Source organism: Sediminicoccus rosea (assembly GCF_033547095.1).
Taxonomy (GTDB): Bacteria; Pseudomonadota; Alphaproteobacteria; order Acetobacterales; family Acetobacteraceae; genus Roseococcus; species Roseococcus rosea.
In genome coordinates this window covers 4,632,311-4,645,836 of record NZ_CP137852.1, presented here as the reverse complement: position 1 = coordinate 4,645,836, position 13,526 = coordinate 4,632,311, and the positions used below count along the sequence as shown (strand labels likewise).

Sequence of the window (13,526 nt, the reverse complement as noted above, 5' to 3'; positions counted from 1 at the left end):
AAGGGGGGCGCAGGCCCCCCTTTCTTCATTCCGGCGGCTTGCGGAAAAACGCCTCGGCGGCCGCGCGGTGGCTGCCACAGGTCAGGATCGCCGCCTCGGCGCGAGCGATTTCGGCCTTCAGCTCCGCGATATAGGCCCGCAGTTCCGGCTCCGACCAACCCTCCAGGCGGGGCGGGTGCAGGCCCTCGCGGGGCTTGGGGCGGGGATCATCCTCGAAGATCACGCGATTTCTCCTCTCCTGGCGGGGCTGTCCCGTCGCGGGGGGTGACAGTGGCCGGGGGTGAACAGTATAGGGCATGCACAGATCGGGTGTGGGCCCCCGGGCCGCCCCTCTCCATCCACGGAACAGACCTTCTTCTCCCGGAAACACTGACATGGCCCAGCCCCTGATGCCCAAGGCAACCGCCGTGTGGCTGATCGAGAAGACCTCGCTCTCCTTCGAGCAGATCGCCGATTTCGTGCAGATGCACCCGCTCGAGGTCCAGGCCATCGCCGATGGCGAGGTGGCGCAGGGCATCATCGGCTATGACCCGGTGGCCAACATGCAGGTGACGCGCGAGGACATCGCCCGCTGCGAGGCCGACCCGACGGCGCGCCTCGTGCTGGCCGCGCCCGCGGTGCCGGTGGCCAAGGGTCGCGGGAAGGGGGGGCGCTACACGCCGGTGGCGAAGCGCAATGACCGCCCGGACGGCATTGCCTGGCTGCTGCGCAACCACCCCGAGCTGCCGGATGTGCAGATCGGAAAGCTCCTCGGCACCACCAAGGAGACCATCCAGAAGGTGCGTGACCGCACCCACTGGAACAGCGCGAACATCAAGCCGCGCGACCCGGTGATCCTCGGCCTGTGCACCCAGGGGGCGCTGAACGCGGCGGTGACCGCGGCGCAGGAACGGCTGCGCGCCGAAGGCATCGCCATCCCGGTTCCGGCCCCGGCCGAGCCGGAATAGGCGCCCTCCGCCTGTGTTCTAGTCCCGCGCGCTCAATGTGCGCGGCGCAGCCGCTCCATCTCTTCCTTCAGGTGCAGCTTCTCCAGTTTCATCTTGGCGATGGCCGCGTCATCGGGGCGGGGCCGCGCGCCTTCATGGGCGATGCGGGTCTCGATCTCGGCGTGGCGGGTTTCCAAGGCGCGAATCCTGGGGGCATGCATCATGCGTGGGCATCCTCTTTCGATTTCGCCCGGGCGGGAACGCCCACCCGGGGCATCACCTTCGCGCGCGCTCTGTTGCCAGCGCGCCAAGCCATGCTATCCCCATTCCCTCGGCGAAGGGAAAAGATTTCCTCTACCCTCCGGGCCGAATTTCCAGCCCTCGCGATCAGGATGGCGGCACATACGGATGCTTGAAGACCGCGAAGCCCTGCTCCGCCGCCTGCACGAATTGCGCAGCGAGCACCGCGACCTCGACACCGTCATCGCGCGGCTGGAGACCGGCCTGGGCGACCAGTTGCAGATGCAGCGCCTGAAGAAGCGCAAGCTGAAGCTGAAGGACGAGATCGCCTGGCTCGAGAGCCAGCTCGTCCCCGACATCATCGCCTGACACAGGACCAGCATCATGGCGGAGAGCGCGCCCCGTGTGGGCGTCATCATGGGCAGCCGTTCCGATTGGGAGACGATGCGCCATGCGGATGAAACCCTGACGGCGCTCGGCATCGCGCATGAATGCCGGGTGGTCTCGGCGCATCGCACGCCGGGCCGCCTCTTCGACTATGCGACCACGGCGCGCGGGCGCGGCATCCAGGTGATCATCGCCGGGGCCGGCGGCGCGGCGCACCTGCCGGGCATGGCGGCGAGCATGACGCCGCTGCCGGTGCTGGGCGTGCCGGTCGAGTCGCATGCGCTCAAGGGCATGGATTCGCTGCTCTCCATCGTGCAGATGCCGGGCGGCGTGCCGGTCGGCACGCTTGCCATCGGCAAGGCCGGCGCGATCAACGCGGCGCTGCTGGCCGCCTCCATCCTGGCGCTGGCCGACCCGGCGCTGGCGGAGCGGCTGGATGCATGGCGCGCCCGCCAGACGGAAGGCGTCCCGCATGACCCGGTCTGAGGGGGCGCTGCCGCTCGGTTCCACCATCGGCATCCTGGGCGGGGGCCAGTTGGGGCGGATGAGCGCGATCGCGGCCGCCCGCCTGGGCTATCGCTGCCATATCTTCGCCCCCGAGGCGGATTCGCCGGCCATGCAGGTCTCGGCCGCGGCCACCGTGGCCGGGTATGAGGATGTGGAGGCGCTGCACCGCTTCGCGGCCGCGGTGGATGTCGTCACCTATGAGTTCGAGAATGTGCCCGCCGCGACGCTCGCGGCGCTAGAGGGCCGCGTGCCCTGCCGCCCGGGGCCGCGCGCGCTCTCCATCTGCCAGGACCGGATCGCGGAGAAGCGATTCCTGGCCGAGGCCGGCGTCCCCGTCGCCCCCTGGCGGCCGGTGACGAGCCTCGCCGAATTGCAGGCGGCCATCGGCGAGATCGGGCTGCCGGCCGTGCTGAAGACCACGCGCCTTGGCTATGACGGGCGCGGCCAGGCGGTGCTCCGGCGCCCCGAGGAGGCCGCGGCGGCCTTCGAGCGACTCTCGCCCAAGCCGCTGATCCTGGAAGCCTTCGTTCCCTTCGCGGCCGAGATTTCCGGCATCGCGGCCCGCGGGCTGGACGGGGCGGTCGCCACCTATGATGCGGTGGAGAATCGGCATCGCCACCACATCCTCGACCTCTCCTTCGCCCCGGCCCGGCTGCCGGCCGAAGCCGCGCGGGCGGCCCGGGAGAATGTGGCCAAGGTCGCGGTCGCGCTGGAACTGGTGGGACTCGTGGCGCTGGAGATGTTCCTGCTGCCGGATGGATCCCTGCTCGGCAACGAGATCGCCCCCCGGCCGCACAATTCCGGGCATTGGACGATGGACGCCTGCCCCTGTGGGCAGTTCGAGCAGCATATCCGGGCGGTCGCCGGCCTGCCGCTCGGCCCGGTTGCCCGCCATTCGGATGCGGTGATGCGCAACCTGGTCGGGCCCGAGGGGCTGGCGGCCTGGCCGCGCCTGCTCGCGCGCGGCGATGTCGTGGCCCATTGGTACGGCAAGGCGGAGGCGAAGCCGGGCCGCAAGCTGGGCCATGCCAATCGCCTGCTGCCCCGGGACGCGCTGGCGGGCCTCGATGACGCGGCGGCCTGTGACGGATTGTGACCTGTGGCCGAAAAGCCAATGGGCGTTGTTGCCTTTAGGCCACAGATGGTGGGAAATGCGGGGCGGGGTGGTGCATTTGCCGGAACACTGGTGTTAAGGTGCCCTCACGCAGCGGGGATTCTCATCCAGAGGGTGTGCCACGCAGCGACCGAACAAACGTTTTTGATCTAAGGAGAACGAGGATGAGCCTCAAGAAGGCCCTTATGGCCGCGACGGTTCTGTCGCTGCCCGTGGCCGCCCAGGCGCAACCGATCTCGGGCCTGTACTTGGGCGCGGGCGTGGGTGCGAACTACCGTGAGAACAACTCGGTCAACCCGCGTCTCTCGCCGTCGGGCATCCTGACCGGTCAGGTCGGTCTCGACACCGACTGGGGCTGGGCCGGCGTTGCCAGCATCGGCTGGGGCTTCGGCAACGGCCTGCGCGCCGAGCTCGAGGCGAACATCCGCCAGAACACCGTCAGCTCGGGCACGATCGCGACGCCGACCGGCACGCGCAACGCGACCGCGACGGGTGGCCAGATCTATCAGTACGGCCTGATGGGTAACGTCTTCTACGACATCCAGACCGGCTGGCGTCCGGGCGGCGTTGGCATCACCCCGTATGTCGGTGGTGGTATCGGCGTCGTGCAGAGCAACTGGCGTTCGGTTCGCGGCAGCGGCAATGGTGGCATGATCACCATCGACGACACCGCCAACAACTTCGCCTACCAGGCGATCGGTGGCGTGGCCTTCGGCATCACGCCGGCTCTGGCCCTGACCCTCGAGTATCGCTTCTTCGGCTCCACCCAGCCGGACATGGGCATCCGTGGCCAGGCCGTGGGCGGCCCGAACAACGGCCGCGTCCTGCAGGGCCGCTATGACGGCGACAACCTGAACCAGTCCGTCCTGGCTGGTATCCGGTACGCCTTCAACGTTCCGACCCCGGCCCCGGTTGCCGCTCCGGCTCCGGCCCCGGCTCCGGCCCGCACCTTCCTGGTCTTCTTCGACTGGGATCGCGCTGACCTGACCGACCGCGCCCGCCAGATCATCGCCGAGGCGGCGACGAACGCCCGTACGGTTCGTTCGACCCGCATCGAGGTGTCCGGCCACGCCGACCGCACCGGTTCCGCGGCCTACAACCAGCGCCTGTCCGTCCGCCGCGCCGAAGCGGTGGCCGCCGAGCTGGTTCGCCGTGGCATCGCTCGCAACGAGATGACGATCCAGGGCTTCGGCTTCGATCGTCCGCTGGTTCCGACGGCGATGGGCGTGCGCGAGCCGCAGAACCGCCGCGTCGAGATCGTCCTGCGCTAAGCCGGACGTCTCCTTCGCGAGACTTCGAAAGGGGTGGCCTCGGCCACCCCTTTTTTGTTGGGCGTCATTCATTGGTAACTTGGCAGGCAAGCTGGACCATGGTGTTGCAAAACTGCACCGTGTGAGGCGAAAGTCACTGCTTCCTGAGCAGATGCCTAAATGAAGGCTGTGCAATCGCGCAGCTTGTCCTAAAAGATAATCTTATTGCGGACCGATTGAGGGCCGCGTGGTTCATGCCGTCTTATGCAAGGAGAAGCGAAATGCTTCGTGAAACGAAAATCGCCCTTGGGGTGATGGCGACCGCCCTGGCCCTGCCGGCGCTGGGCCATGCCCAGTCCCTGTCGCTCTCGGGCGTCTACATCGGCGCCGCCGCTGGCGTTAACCTGGTGCCGGAGCAGACCGGCCTGACCAACCGGCAGCTGGCCGGCCAGCTCCGGGCGCTGAACATCCCCACCACCACCCAGGCGGGTTCTGACACCGGCTTCGCCGGCTCGGTGGCGATCGGCTATGCCTTCGGCAACGGCATCCGCGCCGAGATCGAGGGCAGCTTCCGCCAGAACGAGGCGGGCTCGACCGGCTCCTCCACGAGCACGGCTTCGGGCACGGGCCGCACCTGGGGCCTGATGGGTAACGCCTTCTACGATTTCCGCATCCCCTCCGCGCCGTGGATCATCCCCTACATCGGCGGCGGTATCGGTTACGCCTGGCGCGAAGCCCAGGAGCTGACGCTGATCGACCGCGCCTCGGGCGGCACCTTCGTGACCTCCGGCACGGAAGGCGCCTTCGCCTACCAGGCCATCGGTGGCGCGGCCTTCCCGATCAGCTCTGTGCGCGGCCTGTCCGTGACGGCCGAGTACCGCTACTTCGCGTCCAACCCGGTCTACTTCCCGGTCGTGGGCTACAACACCCGGACGGGCGCCCCGGTGGTGTCCGGCGGTGCGAAGACGGCTGGTGAGAACCACTCCTTCATGGTCGGCCTGCGCTACTTCCCGTGGCAGCCGGCTCCGGCAGCCCCCGTCGCGGCCCCGGCTCCGGCCCCGGCTCCGGCCCGCACCTTCCTGGTCTTCTTCGACTGGGATCGCGCTGACCTGACCGACCGCGCCCGCCAGATCATCGCCGAGGCGGCGACGAACGCCCGTACGGTTCGTTCGACCCGCATCGAGGTGTCCGGCCACGCCGACCGCACCGGTTCCGCGGCCTACAACCAGCGCCTGTCCGTCCGCCGCGCCGAAGCGGTGGCCGCCGAGCTGGTTCGCCGTGGCATCGCTCGCAACGAGATGACGATCCAGGGCTTCGGCTTCGATCGTCCGCTGGTTCCGACGGCGATGGGCGTGCGCGAGCCGCAGAACCGCCGCGTCGAGATCGTCCTGCGCTAAGCCGGACGTCTCCTTCGCGAGACTTCGAAAGGGGTGGCTTCGGCCACCCCTTTTTTGTTGGGCAGGGCCCTCGGCGCGCAGACAAAAAAAGGCGGCCCAGGGGCCGCCTTTCTTGGGGTCGCGGAGCGGGGCTCAGCGCGCGGGGCGGGAGCTCGCACGCTGCGGGCTCGCGGGTGCCGCCGGGCAGGCCTGCGCCGTCAGGGACTGGTGCACCTGACGCGTGACCGACACCTGGGACAGCTCGCTCGGACCATTCGCCGCCATCGCAGCCGCGAAAAGCGGACCCTGTTCGCGGCAGAAGAAGCTGCCGCGATCGATGCTGATGCGCGACTGGCTGTTGGCCAGCTCGGTGATGTACTGATCGAGCTGCCGCTGGTGCTGCGCGCCTTCCGTCCGGCGGAAATAGGCGCCCAGATTGCGGAAGGCAGTGGCCAGCTCCGACTGATTCTTCCGGACGAAGGCATTGTACTGGTCGTGCTGGCCGCAGGCGAGGGCCGCCACGAGCAGCTGGCTTTGCAGAGCGCGGATGTCGAAGGCAGCCTTCTCGGCCGGCTGCAGGCAGGATTGCCGGCTGGCAGCTGACGAGGCCGGCGCGGCGGCAGCGGTGCGAGCGGCAGGCGTCGCCGGGGCTGCCGGCGCCGGTGCGGCGGCCGCCACCGCGGGGGCTGCGGCAGGCGCGGCAGCCGTGACCGTGGGTGCTGGGGTCCCGGCGCAGGCGGCCAGCGCCGAAAGGGCCGCGACGCCCGCAAGAAGGCGCCGTGCCAGAGGGCTTTTCAAAGGCGTCATTCCGCCCAATCTCCCGAATCGGTGGGCCAGCTTCCCGCACCCGGCGAATCCGGGCGAAACGGCCAAACTGACCAGAACAGCATCGCCCTTTACACGCTCCCGCGCAGGGCGCGAAGCCTGTTTAGGCGGCTTTCCGCGCCGGTTGAGGCAAATCTTGCAAGCGCCTGTCCAGGAACGACAAAACCTCGTCCATTTCCGGCTCGATCGGGCGCAGCCAGAAGGCCAAGGTCGCGGAATACACCGCGGCCAGCGTCGCCCGGCGCGTGTACCAGGAAAAGTCGGCCGAACGGTCACCCGCGGCATGCCAGATGGCCGAGGCGGTGCGCGCCAGAAGCCGCAGGGCGAGCGGCGCGTTCCAGGGCAGGGCGAGCAGGGCGAGGGCGGAGCGCAGCGCCTCGCGGTCAGGCTGCAACAGCCGCAGGCGCAATTCCACCACGCGGCGGATGCGCTGCGGCGTGCGCAGGGCGGCCAGATCCTCCGCGGCCGCGGCCTCGTCCATGCGGGCATCCACCAGGGCGAGCCAGGCATCCACCGCGCCCGTGACGCCGCGCGGGAAGGCGCTGGAGAGCAATTCCGGCGGCTCCCCGCAATCGGCCAGCGCGCGGCGCAGCGTCTCGCCACTCCATCCCTCCCTGCGGGCGCGGCGGACCGCGGCGTCGATCCAGGTGGCTTCGGTCATGCGGCTTCCTCCGGAAAGCGGGCCAGTTCCTCGACGAAGCCGAGGCGGCTGAGATCGGTCATGCGGCTGAGATAGAAGAGGCCGTCCAGATGGTCATTCTCGTGCTGCAGGACGCGGGCGGCGATGCCCTCGGCCTCGCCCTGCACCGGCCGGCCCTCATGGTCCAGGCCGCGCCAGGCGACGCGGGCGGGGCGCTCCACCTCGCCCCGCAGGCCCGGGATGGAAAGGCAGCCCTCCCAGGCGCGGGCGCGCTCGGCGCCGATCGGCGTGATCTCCGGGTTGATCAGCACGCGCAGCTCCTGCCCCTCGCGCCAAAGGAAGAGGCGCAGGGCCTGGTGCACCTGGGGTGCCGCGAGGCCGATTCCCCCCGCATCGGCCAGTGTCTCGGCCATGTCGAGGATGAGCTGCCGGATCTCGGGGGCGGTGGGGTCGTCCACCTCCGCGGCGCGGCCCAGCAGCACCGGGTGACCCATGCGGGCGATCTTCAGGATGGCCATGCTGCCCTCTTGCAACTCCGGGGATGTGGGGGTGTTTTTCCCGCATGCGAGGGCTTCCCGCCAGAGGGGCGGATGTGATATGCGCTCCGCACGGCCACGGGGCGTGACGCTCCGGGGCGATACGTCGTTTTCGGCCATCAGGAGATTCGCCCGCGTGCAAGTCGTCGTTCGGGATAACAATGTTGACCAGGCGCTGAAGGCGCTCAAGAAGAAGCTGCAGCGCGAGGGCGTGTTCCGCGAGATGAAGCTTCGCCGGCACTACGAGAAGCCCTCCGAGCGCCGTGCGCGCGAGGCCGCCGAGGCCGTTCGCCGCGCCCGCAAGGTTGAGCGCAAGCGCATCGAGCGCGAAGGCTTCTGAGCCTGGCTCCGGCGCTTCGGCGCCGGTTCTTCCGGATCGAGATGACGTCACCGTGGCAGGCCTCCTGCCGCGGTTTTCTGCGTTATGGCTGACGCGAAGCCACGCCGCGCCCCGGGCAACAAAAAAGGCGCCGCATCGCTGCGGCGCCTTTTCCGTGAGTGAGGCTGCGGCTTAGCGCTGCAGCGCCTGCACGATCTCCTGCGTCACCTTCTTGGCGTCGCCGAAGAGCATCATGGTGTTCGGGCGGAAGAACAGCTCGTTGTCCACGCCGGCATAGCCGCTGGCCATGCCGCGCTTCACGAAGAACACGGTCTTGGCCTTCTCCACGTCCAGGATGGGCATGCCATAGATGGCGCTGGACTTGTCGGTCTTGGCCGCCGGGTTGGTCACGTCGTTCGCGCCGATGACGTAGGCGACGTCGGCCTCCGCGAACTCCGGATTGATCTCCTCCAGCTCGTGCACTTCTTCGTAGGGCACGTTCGCCTCGGCCAGCAGCACGTTCATGTGGCCGGGCATGCGGCCCGCGACGGGGTGGATGGCGTAGGAGATCTCGACGCCCTCCTTCTTCAGCAGGTCCGCCATCTCGCGCACCACCTGCTGCGCCTGGGCCACCGCCATGCCGTAGCCCGGCACCACGATGATCTTCTGCGCGTTCTTCATGATGAAGGCCGCGTCTTCCGGCGAACCGGCCTTCACCGGCGCGCGCTCACCGCCGCCACCGGCCGCGGCCGTCCCGCTGTCAGAGCCGAAGCCACCCAGCAGCACGTTGATGATCGAGCGGTTCATCCCCTTGCACATGATGTAGGAGAGGATGGCGCCCGAGGCGCCCACCAGCGCGCCGGTCACGATCAGCAGCAGGTTGCCGATGGTGAAGCCGATGCCCGCCGCCGCCCAGCCCGAGTAGCTGTTCAGCATCGAGACGACGACCGGCATGTCGGCGCCGCCGATCGGGATGATCAGCAGGAAGCCCAGCGCGAAGGAGAGGAGCGCGATCACCCAGAAGAGGAAGGGCGAGCCGGTCAGCACGAAAAGGAAGATCAGGAAGACCAGCACGCCGCCCAGGATCGCGTTCAGCTTGTGCTGCCCGGCGAACATGATGGGCGCGCCCGACATCCGGCCATCCAGCTTCAGGAAGGCGATGACCGAACCCGAGAAGGTGATGGCGCCGATGGCGAGGCCGAGCGACATCTCGATCAGCGAGGCGGCCTTGATATTGCCGACCACGCCGATGCCGAAGCTCTCGGGGCTATAGAAGGCCGCACCCGCCACGAAGACCGCCGCGAGCCCCACCAGCGAGTGGAAGGCCGCGACCAGCTGCGGCAGCGAGGTCATCTGGATGCGGTTGGCCAGCACCGCGCCGATCGAGCCGCCGATGGCGAGGCCCGAGACGATCAGCACGAAGCCGCCGAAATCCATGCCGGAATTCAGGATGGTGGCGATGATCGCCACCGCCATGCCGGTCATGCCGTATTGGTTGCCCTTGCGCGAGGTCTCCGGGTGGGAGAGGCCGCGCAGCGCCAGAATGAAGAGGACCGAGGCCGCCAGGTAGGCGAGGGTCGAGATCGTCGCCATCGGTTCAGCCCTTCTTCTTCTGGAACATGGCGAGCATCCGGCGCGTCACCATGAAGCCGCCGAAGATGTTCACGGCGGCGAGCGTCACGGCGAGGAAGCCGAAGAGGCGCGCCGCATCGCTCTGCGCCGCGGCGGCCGCCAGGATGGCGCCCACGATGATGACGGAGGAGATCGCGTTGGTGACGCCCATCAGCGGCGAATGCAGCGCCGGCGTCACGTTCCACACGACGTAGTAGCCGACGAAGCAGGCCATCAGGAAGATGGTCAGCATCAGCAGGAAGGGCTCGACCACCTGCGCGACGGGGGCGGCGGCCTCGGCGGCGCGGCGGGCGAATTCCGCCAGCTCCGTCGCGCGGGCCGCGAGTTCGGCGGCCTTTTCGGCCAGTTCGGACTGGGTGCTCATCTGGGCTCTCTCCTCAGGCCGCGAAGTTCTTGTGGACCACGGCACCGCCGCGCGTCAGCGTCACGCCGGCCACGATGTCGTCCTCGGGCGGCAGCTTGGGCGCCTTGGCTTCCTTGTCCCAGAAGGTCGTCAGGAAGGTCAGCAGGTTGCGGGCATAGAGCGCGCTGGCGGCGGCGGGGATGCGGCCGGGCCAGTTGGTGAAGCCCAGCACCTTCACGCCGTTCGGCGTGACGATCATCTCGCCCGGCACCGTCGCGGCGCAGTTGCCGCCGGCATCGGCCGCGATGTCCACGATCACCGAGCCCGGCTTCATGCTGGCGACCATCTCGGCCGTCACCAGGGTCGGCGCCTTGCGGCCCTGCACCAGCGCGGTGCAGATCACGACGTCCTGCTTGGCGATGTGCGCGGCGACCACCTCGGCCTGCTTCGCGTAGAACTCGGCCGAGAGCTGCTTGGCGTAGCCGCCGGCCGTCTGGGCCGCCTTGCTCTCCTCATCCTCATAGCCGACGAAGCTGGCGCCGAGGGACTTGATCTCCTCCTTGGCGGCCGGGCGCACATCGGTGGCGGAGACGCGGCCGCCCAGGCGGCGCGCGGTGGCGATGGCCTGCAGGCCGGCCACGCCCGCGCCCATGATGAAGGCATTGGCGGCGGGGATGGTGCCGGCGGCCGTCATCAGCATGGGGAAACCGCGGTCGAAGGCCTCGGCGGCCTCGATCACGGCGCGATAGCCCGCGAGGTTCGCCTGCGAGGAGAGCACGTCCATGCTCTGCGCGCGGGTGATGCGGGGCAGCAGCTCCATCGAGCAGGCCTCGACGCCGGCCGCGGCATAGGCGCTCGCGGCGGCGGCATCGGCGCCCAGCGTGCCGATCAGCAGCACGCCCTTGGGCAGTGGCGCTTCCGGCGCGCGCACGGCGAAGACGATCTCCGCCCCCTGCAGCGCGCTCGCGGCATCGGCAGCCATCTCAGCGCCGGCGGCCGCGTATTCCGCGTCCGGAATGCCCGAGGCCAGGCCCGCGCCCGCCTCCACCGCAACGCCGAGGCCCATGGCCTTCAGCTTCTTCACCGTTTCCGGCGTGGCGGCGACGCGGCTTTCGCCGGCCCGCCTTTCCTTGAGAACCGCGAGGCGCATACCGTGCTCCAGAAGGACAATCCGCGCTCCATAGTCACGCCGCGCCCCGAAGTGCAAGCGGGGGACCGGCATTTCCCGAGTGGAATGTTCGGAAATCATCCGGACAGCCCGGAAAGGGCGCATCGCCTGCCCAGGCGTGCGGCAGCAAGGCCGGCGCCGCGGTCCGGCGGATGGATGCGGACAAGCGCCGGGCGCGTGCGGCCGGTTCAGCCGCCCGTGGGGCGCGCCATGGCGAGGCAGGGCCCGGCGGATTCCGCCGCCTGCCGCGCGGCATCGCGGCTGACCGCGCCCGACATCACCATCGAGACGGCGGCGTTGCGCAGCGCATCCGGGATCGAGGCGCCGCCCAGCACGCCGGGCAAGGCGCGGGTGAAGAGTTGCTGGCCCAGCGGCTGCAGCCCCGCCGCGCAGCGCTCGGCGCCGGCCCGGTCCGCCCAGGCGGGGGCGGCGGCGAGGATCAGGGCGGCGGTGAGGGTCCAGGCTTTCATGAGGGCTCTCCTGAGGTTGCCCCAGGCATAGGCCAGGCCCGGCGCCGCGCCAATTCCGCCTCGAGCTCGGCGATGCGCGCATCGCGGGCGGCCAGGGCGGCGGCCACATCCGCCGCCTCGAAGCGCTGCGGGATGTGCTGCGGGCAATTCGCGTCCCAGGCCGCGACGTCGAACAGGATCGCCTGCTCGGGGATGCCGGCATACCCCTCGGGGCGCAGCGCCTGGAGCAGGCCGGGGTCGTCCTCCATCACCCGTGCCTTGCCCCAGAGCTTGATGCGGCGGCGATGCGCGTAATCCATCAGGAAGAGGAAGGCCTGCGGGTTCTCGGCGAGGTTGCCGAGGGTGATGTACTGCTTGTTGCCCTTGAAGTCGGCGAAGCCGATTTGCTTCGGCGAGAGCACATGCAGGAAGCCCGCCGGCCCGCCGCGATGCTGGAGATAGGGCTGGCCTGCCGCGCTCGCCGTCGCCAGGAAGACGCTGGTCTGCGCCGCGATGAAGCACGCCAGGTCGGGCGTGATGCGGCTGCGGAAATCCATCTCGGCATGGCGGGGCCGCGCGGTCTTGCGGTCCTGCACGGCGCGGATGCTGGGGGTGAAGGGGATCTGGTTCACAAGCCCAGCTCCGTGAGGCCGGGATGCCCATCCGGGCGGGGGCCTTGCGGCCAGTGGAAAAGGCGCTGCTCGGCGCGGATCGCCAGGTCGTTGATCGAGGCGATGCGGGTCTGCATCAGGCCGTGTTCGTCGAATTCCCAGTTCTCGTTGCCGTAGCTGCGGAACCACTGGCCGCTATCGTCATGCCACTCATAGGCGAAGCGCACCGCGATGCGGTTCCCCTGCCAGGCCCAGACCTCCTTGATGAGGCGATACTCCAGCTCACGCGTCCATTTGCGCGTGAGGAAGGCCTCGATCTCGGCGCGGCCCCGGAGGAATTCGGCCCGGTTCCGCCAGCGGCTGTCCTCGGTATAGGCCAGCGCCACGCGGGCGGGGTCGCGGCCGTTCCAGGCATCCTCGGCCATGCGGGCCTTGTGGGCGGCGGTCTCGGCGGTGAAGGGCGGGAAGGGGGGGCGGGACATCGCTTTCTCCTCGGGTGTGGCGGCGGGCTGCCCCGCCGCCATCGGGCTCACGCGGCGCGGGCGGGGGTCACTGCCGGAAAATCCACCTCGGTCCGTGCCACCTCATTGAGGTAGTTGGTCCAGGTGTTCAGGGCGACATGCAGGACGATCTCGACGATCTGCGCGTCGCTGTAGCCGGCGAGCTTCACGAGGCGCAGCGCGTCATCCTCCACATGGCCGCGCTCTCGCGCCACCTTGGCGGCGAAGCGCACGGCCGCATCGGCCTTGGCGTCGTTCGAGAAGCCGGCGCGGTTGGCGGCGATCTCGGCGGCGTCGAGCCGGGCCATGTGCTGGCCGATATAGCTGTGCGCGGCCAGGCAGTAGTCGCAGCCATTGATCTCGGCGACGGCGAGCGCGATGCGCTCGCGCGTCTGGGCGGGCAGGCTGCCCTTGGCCAATGCGCCGCTCAGGCCGAGATAGCCCTCCAGCGCCGCCGGGCTGCTGGCGACGGTGCGGAACAGGTTGGGCACGGAGCCCAGCTGCTTCTGGACGGCGTCGAGGAAGGGGCGCGAGGCCTCGGGGGCGGCGTCGATCGAGGCATGGGTGACGAGACGGGTCATCAGGGTGGTCCTTGTCCGGGGCGGCCGGAGGGCCCGGCCACCGCGATCCGGACGATCAGCCATTGCGGCGAAACTGATAATTTCCGTTCTTGGCACTTCATCATTGCTCATGCTGCAATGAT

At 69.4% G+C, this 13,526-nt stretch carries 19 protein-coding genes; 7 read left to right on the top strand and 12 right to left on the bottom strand.

Going from position 1 to position 13,526, the window contains the following annotated elements; genetic code table 11:
• Positions 1-25: 25 nt before the first annotated feature.
• Positions 26-223, bottom strand: a complete 198-nt coding sequence (locus R9Z33_RS22405) for a DUF1192 family protein (protein ID WP_318648794.1) — start codon at positions 221-223, stop codon at positions 26-28.
• A gap of 151 nt (positions 224-374) precedes the next feature.
• Here R9Z33_RS22405 and R9Z33_RS22400 point away from each other — a divergent pair, with 151 nt between their 5' ends.
• Entirely contained in the window at positions 375-947 is a 573-nt protein-coding gene (locus R9Z33_RS22400) for a DUF1013 domain-containing protein (protein WP_318648793.1), read from the top strand.
• Positions 948-979: 32 nt separating this feature from the next.
• On the opposite strand, the gene R9Z33_RS22395 is transcribed toward R9Z33_RS22400, so the two are convergent.
• A complete protein-coding gene (locus R9Z33_RS22395) occupies positions 980-1,123 on the bottom strand; it encodes a YdcH family protein (RefSeq protein WP_318648792.1) in 144 nt (47 codons plus the stop codon).
• A 211-nt stretch (positions 1,124-1,334) separates the two neighbouring features.
• Here R9Z33_RS22395 and R9Z33_RS22390 point away from each other — a divergent pair, with 211 nt between their 5' ends.
• From R9Z33_RS22390 to R9Z33_RS22370, 5 genes are all read left to right on the top strand, one after another.
• Entirely contained in the window at positions 1,335-1,535 is a 201-nt protein-coding gene (locus R9Z33_RS22390; protein WP_213610501.1) for a YdcH family protein, read from the top strand.
• Positions 1,536-1,550: 15 nt separating this feature from the next.
• Positions 1,551-2,039 (top strand): 5-(carboxyamino)imidazole ribonucleotide mutase, encoded by a 489-nt coding sequence (purE, locus tag R9Z33_RS22385; protein ID WP_318648791.1) that lies wholly within the window; start codon positions 1,551-1,553, stop codon positions 2,037-2,039.
• Positions 2,026-3,156 carry a 5-(carboxyamino)imidazole ribonucleotide synthase gene (locus R9Z33_RS22380; RefSeq protein ID WP_318648790.1) on the top strand — a complete coding sequence of 377 codons (1,131 nt, stop codon included), beginning with the start codon at positions 2,026-2,028 and terminating at the stop codon, positions 3,154-3,156. The genes purE and R9Z33_RS22380 overlap by 14 nt, the downstream gene beginning before the upstream one ends.
• 182 nt (positions 3,157-3,338) lie before the next feature.
• Positions 3,339-4,445: an OmpA family protein gene (locus R9Z33_RS22375; RefSeq protein WP_318648789.1), complete on the top strand. Its 1,107-nt coding sequence runs from the start codon at positions 3,339-3,341 to the stop codon at positions 4,443-4,445.
• A gap of 260 nt (positions 4,446-4,705) precedes the next feature.
• Complete coding sequence (locus R9Z33_RS22370; protein ID WP_318648788.1) at positions 4,706-5,821, top strand: OmpA family protein; 1,116 nt, start codon at positions 4,706-4,708, stop codon at positions 5,819-5,821.
• Between the two features lie 132 nt (positions 5,822-5,953).
• On the opposite strand, the gene R9Z33_RS22365 is transcribed toward R9Z33_RS22370, so the two are convergent.
• From R9Z33_RS22365 to def, 3 genes are all read right to left on the bottom strand, one after another.
• Positions 5,954-6,607, bottom strand: coding sequence for a hypothetical protein (locus R9Z33_RS22365; RefSeq protein WP_318648787.1), 654 nt, complete (start codon positions 6,605-6,607; stop codon positions 5,954-5,956).
• 121 nt (positions 6,608-6,728) lie between these two features.
• On the bottom strand, positions 6,729-7,286 hold the full coding sequence (locus R9Z33_RS22360; RefSeq protein ID WP_318648786.1) for a COQ9 family protein: 558 nt from the start codon (positions 7,284-7,286) through the stop codon (positions 6,729-6,731).
• Positions 7,283-7,783: a peptide deformylase gene (gene def, locus R9Z33_RS22355; RefSeq protein ID WP_318648785.1), complete on the bottom strand. Its 501-nt coding sequence runs from the start codon at positions 7,781-7,783 to the stop codon at positions 7,283-7,285. The genes R9Z33_RS22360 and def overlap by 4 nt, the downstream gene beginning before the upstream one ends.
• Positions 7,784-7,937: 154 nt before the next feature.
• Between def and rpsU the strand changes: the two genes are divergently transcribed.
• Entirely contained in the window at positions 7,938-8,141 is a 204-nt protein-coding gene (rpsU, locus tag R9Z33_RS22350; RefSeq protein WP_027286066.1) for a 30S ribosomal protein S21, read from the top strand.
• 171 nt (positions 8,142-8,312) lie between these two features.
• On the opposite strand, the gene R9Z33_RS22345 is transcribed toward rpsU, so the two are convergent.
• The 7 genes from R9Z33_RS22345 to R9Z33_RS22315 form a co-directional block, all read right to left on the bottom strand.
• Positions 8,313-9,713 carry an NAD(P)(+) transhydrogenase (Re/Si-specific) subunit beta gene (locus R9Z33_RS22345; RefSeq protein WP_318648784.1) on the bottom strand — a complete coding sequence of 467 codons (1,401 nt, stop codon included), beginning with the start codon at positions 9,711-9,713 and terminating at the stop codon, positions 8,313-8,315.
• A gap of 4 nt (positions 9,714-9,717) precedes the next feature.
• Positions 9,718-10,116, bottom strand: a complete 399-nt coding sequence (locus R9Z33_RS22340) for a proton-translocating transhydrogenase family protein (RefSeq protein ID WP_318648783.1) — start codon at positions 10,114-10,116, stop codon at positions 9,718-9,720.
• A 13-nt stretch (positions 10,117-10,129) separates the two neighbouring features.
• Complete coding sequence (locus tag R9Z33_RS22335) at positions 10,130-11,245, bottom strand: NAD(P) transhydrogenase subunit alpha (protein ID WP_318648782.1); 1,116 nt, start codon at positions 11,243-11,245, stop codon at positions 10,130-10,132.
• A 206-nt stretch (positions 11,246-11,451) separates the two neighbouring features.
• The gene (locus R9Z33_RS22330) at positions 11,452-11,733 is read right to left on the bottom strand and encodes a hypothetical protein (protein WP_318648781.1); all 282 of its coding nucleotides are present in this window, start codon (positions 11,731-11,733) and stop codon (positions 11,452-11,454) included.
• The gene (locus R9Z33_RS22325; RefSeq protein ID WP_318648780.1) at positions 11,730-12,344 is read right to left on the bottom strand and encodes a pyridoxamine 5'-phosphate oxidase family protein; all 615 of its coding nucleotides are present in this window, start codon (positions 12,342-12,344) and stop codon (positions 11,730-11,732) included. The genes R9Z33_RS22330 and R9Z33_RS22325 overlap by 4 nt, the downstream gene beginning before the upstream one ends.
• Positions 12,341-12,805: a nuclear transport factor 2 family protein gene (locus tag R9Z33_RS22320; RefSeq protein WP_318648779.1), complete on the bottom strand. Its 465-nt coding sequence runs from the start codon at positions 12,803-12,805 to the stop codon at positions 12,341-12,343. The genes R9Z33_RS22325 and R9Z33_RS22320 overlap by 4 nt, the downstream gene beginning before the upstream one ends.
• Positions 12,806-12,852: 47 nt before the next feature.
• Positions 12,853-13,404: a carboxymuconolactone decarboxylase family protein gene (locus tag R9Z33_RS22315; RefSeq protein ID WP_318648778.1), complete on the bottom strand. Its 552-nt coding sequence runs from the start codon at positions 13,402-13,404 to the stop codon at positions 12,853-12,855.
• Positions 13,405-13,526 lie beyond the last annotated feature (122 nt).

Excerpts from the sequence above, each read along its gene's own strand:
- R9Z33_RS22390 (WP_213610501.1), top strand. The coding sequence starts at position 1,335 with ATGCTTGAAGACCGCGAAGCCCTGCTCCGCCGCCTGCACGAATTGCGC.
- R9Z33_RS22315 (WP_318648778.1), bottom strand. The coding sequence starts at position 13,404 with ATGACCCGTCTCGTCACCCATGCCTCGATCGACGCCGCCCCCGAGGCC.
- purE (WP_318648791.1), top strand. The coding sequence starts at position 1,551 with ATGGCGGAGAGCGCGCCCCGTGTGGGCGTCATCATGGGCAGCCGTTCC.
- R9Z33_RS22360 (WP_318648786.1), bottom strand. The coding sequence starts at position 7,286 with ATGACCGAAGCCACCTGGATCGACGCCGCGGTCCGCCGCGCCCGCAGG.
- R9Z33_RS22340 (WP_318648783.1), bottom strand. The coding sequence starts at position 10,116 with ATGAGCACCCAGTCCGAACTGGCCGAAAAGGCCGCCGAACTCGCGGCC.
- R9Z33_RS22400 (WP_318648793.1), top strand. The coding sequence starts at position 375 with ATGGCCCAGCCCCTGATGCCCAAGGCAACCGCCGTGTGGCTGATCGAG.
- R9Z33_RS22370 (WP_318648788.1), top strand. The coding sequence starts at position 4,706 with ATGCTTCGTGAAACGAAAATCGCCCTTGGGGTGATGGCGACCGCCCTG.
- R9Z33_RS22375 (WP_318648789.1), top strand. The coding sequence starts at position 3,339 with ATGAGCCTCAAGAAGGCCCTTATGGCCGCGACGGTTCTGTCGCTGCCC.
- R9Z33_RS22380 (WP_318648790.1), top strand. The coding sequence starts at position 2,026 with ATGACCCGGTCTGAGGGGGCGCTGCCGCTCGGTTCCACCATCGGCATC.
- R9Z33_RS22365 (WP_318648787.1), bottom strand. The coding sequence starts at position 6,607 with ATGACGCCTTTGAAAAGCCCTCTGGCACGGCGCCTTCTTGCGGGCGTC.
- def (WP_318648785.1), bottom strand. The coding sequence starts at position 7,783 with ATGGCCATCCTGAAGATCGCCCGCATGGGTCACCCGGTGCTGCTGGGC.
- R9Z33_RS22335 (WP_318648782.1), bottom strand. The coding sequence starts at position 11,245 with ATGCGCCTCGCGGTTCTCAAGGAAAGGCGGGCCGGCGAAAGCCGCGTC.
- R9Z33_RS22345 (WP_318648784.1), bottom strand. The coding sequence starts at position 9,713 with ATGGCGACGATCTCGACCCTCGCCTACCTGGCGGCCTCGGTCCTCTTC.
- R9Z33_RS22320 (WP_318648779.1), bottom strand. The coding sequence starts at position 12,805 with ATGTCCCGCCCCCCCTTCCCGCCCTTCACCGCCGAGACCGCCGCCCAC.
- R9Z33_RS22330 (WP_318648781.1), bottom strand. The coding sequence starts at position 11,733 with ATGAAAGCCTGGACCCTCACCGCCGCCCTGATCCTCGCCGCCGCCCCC.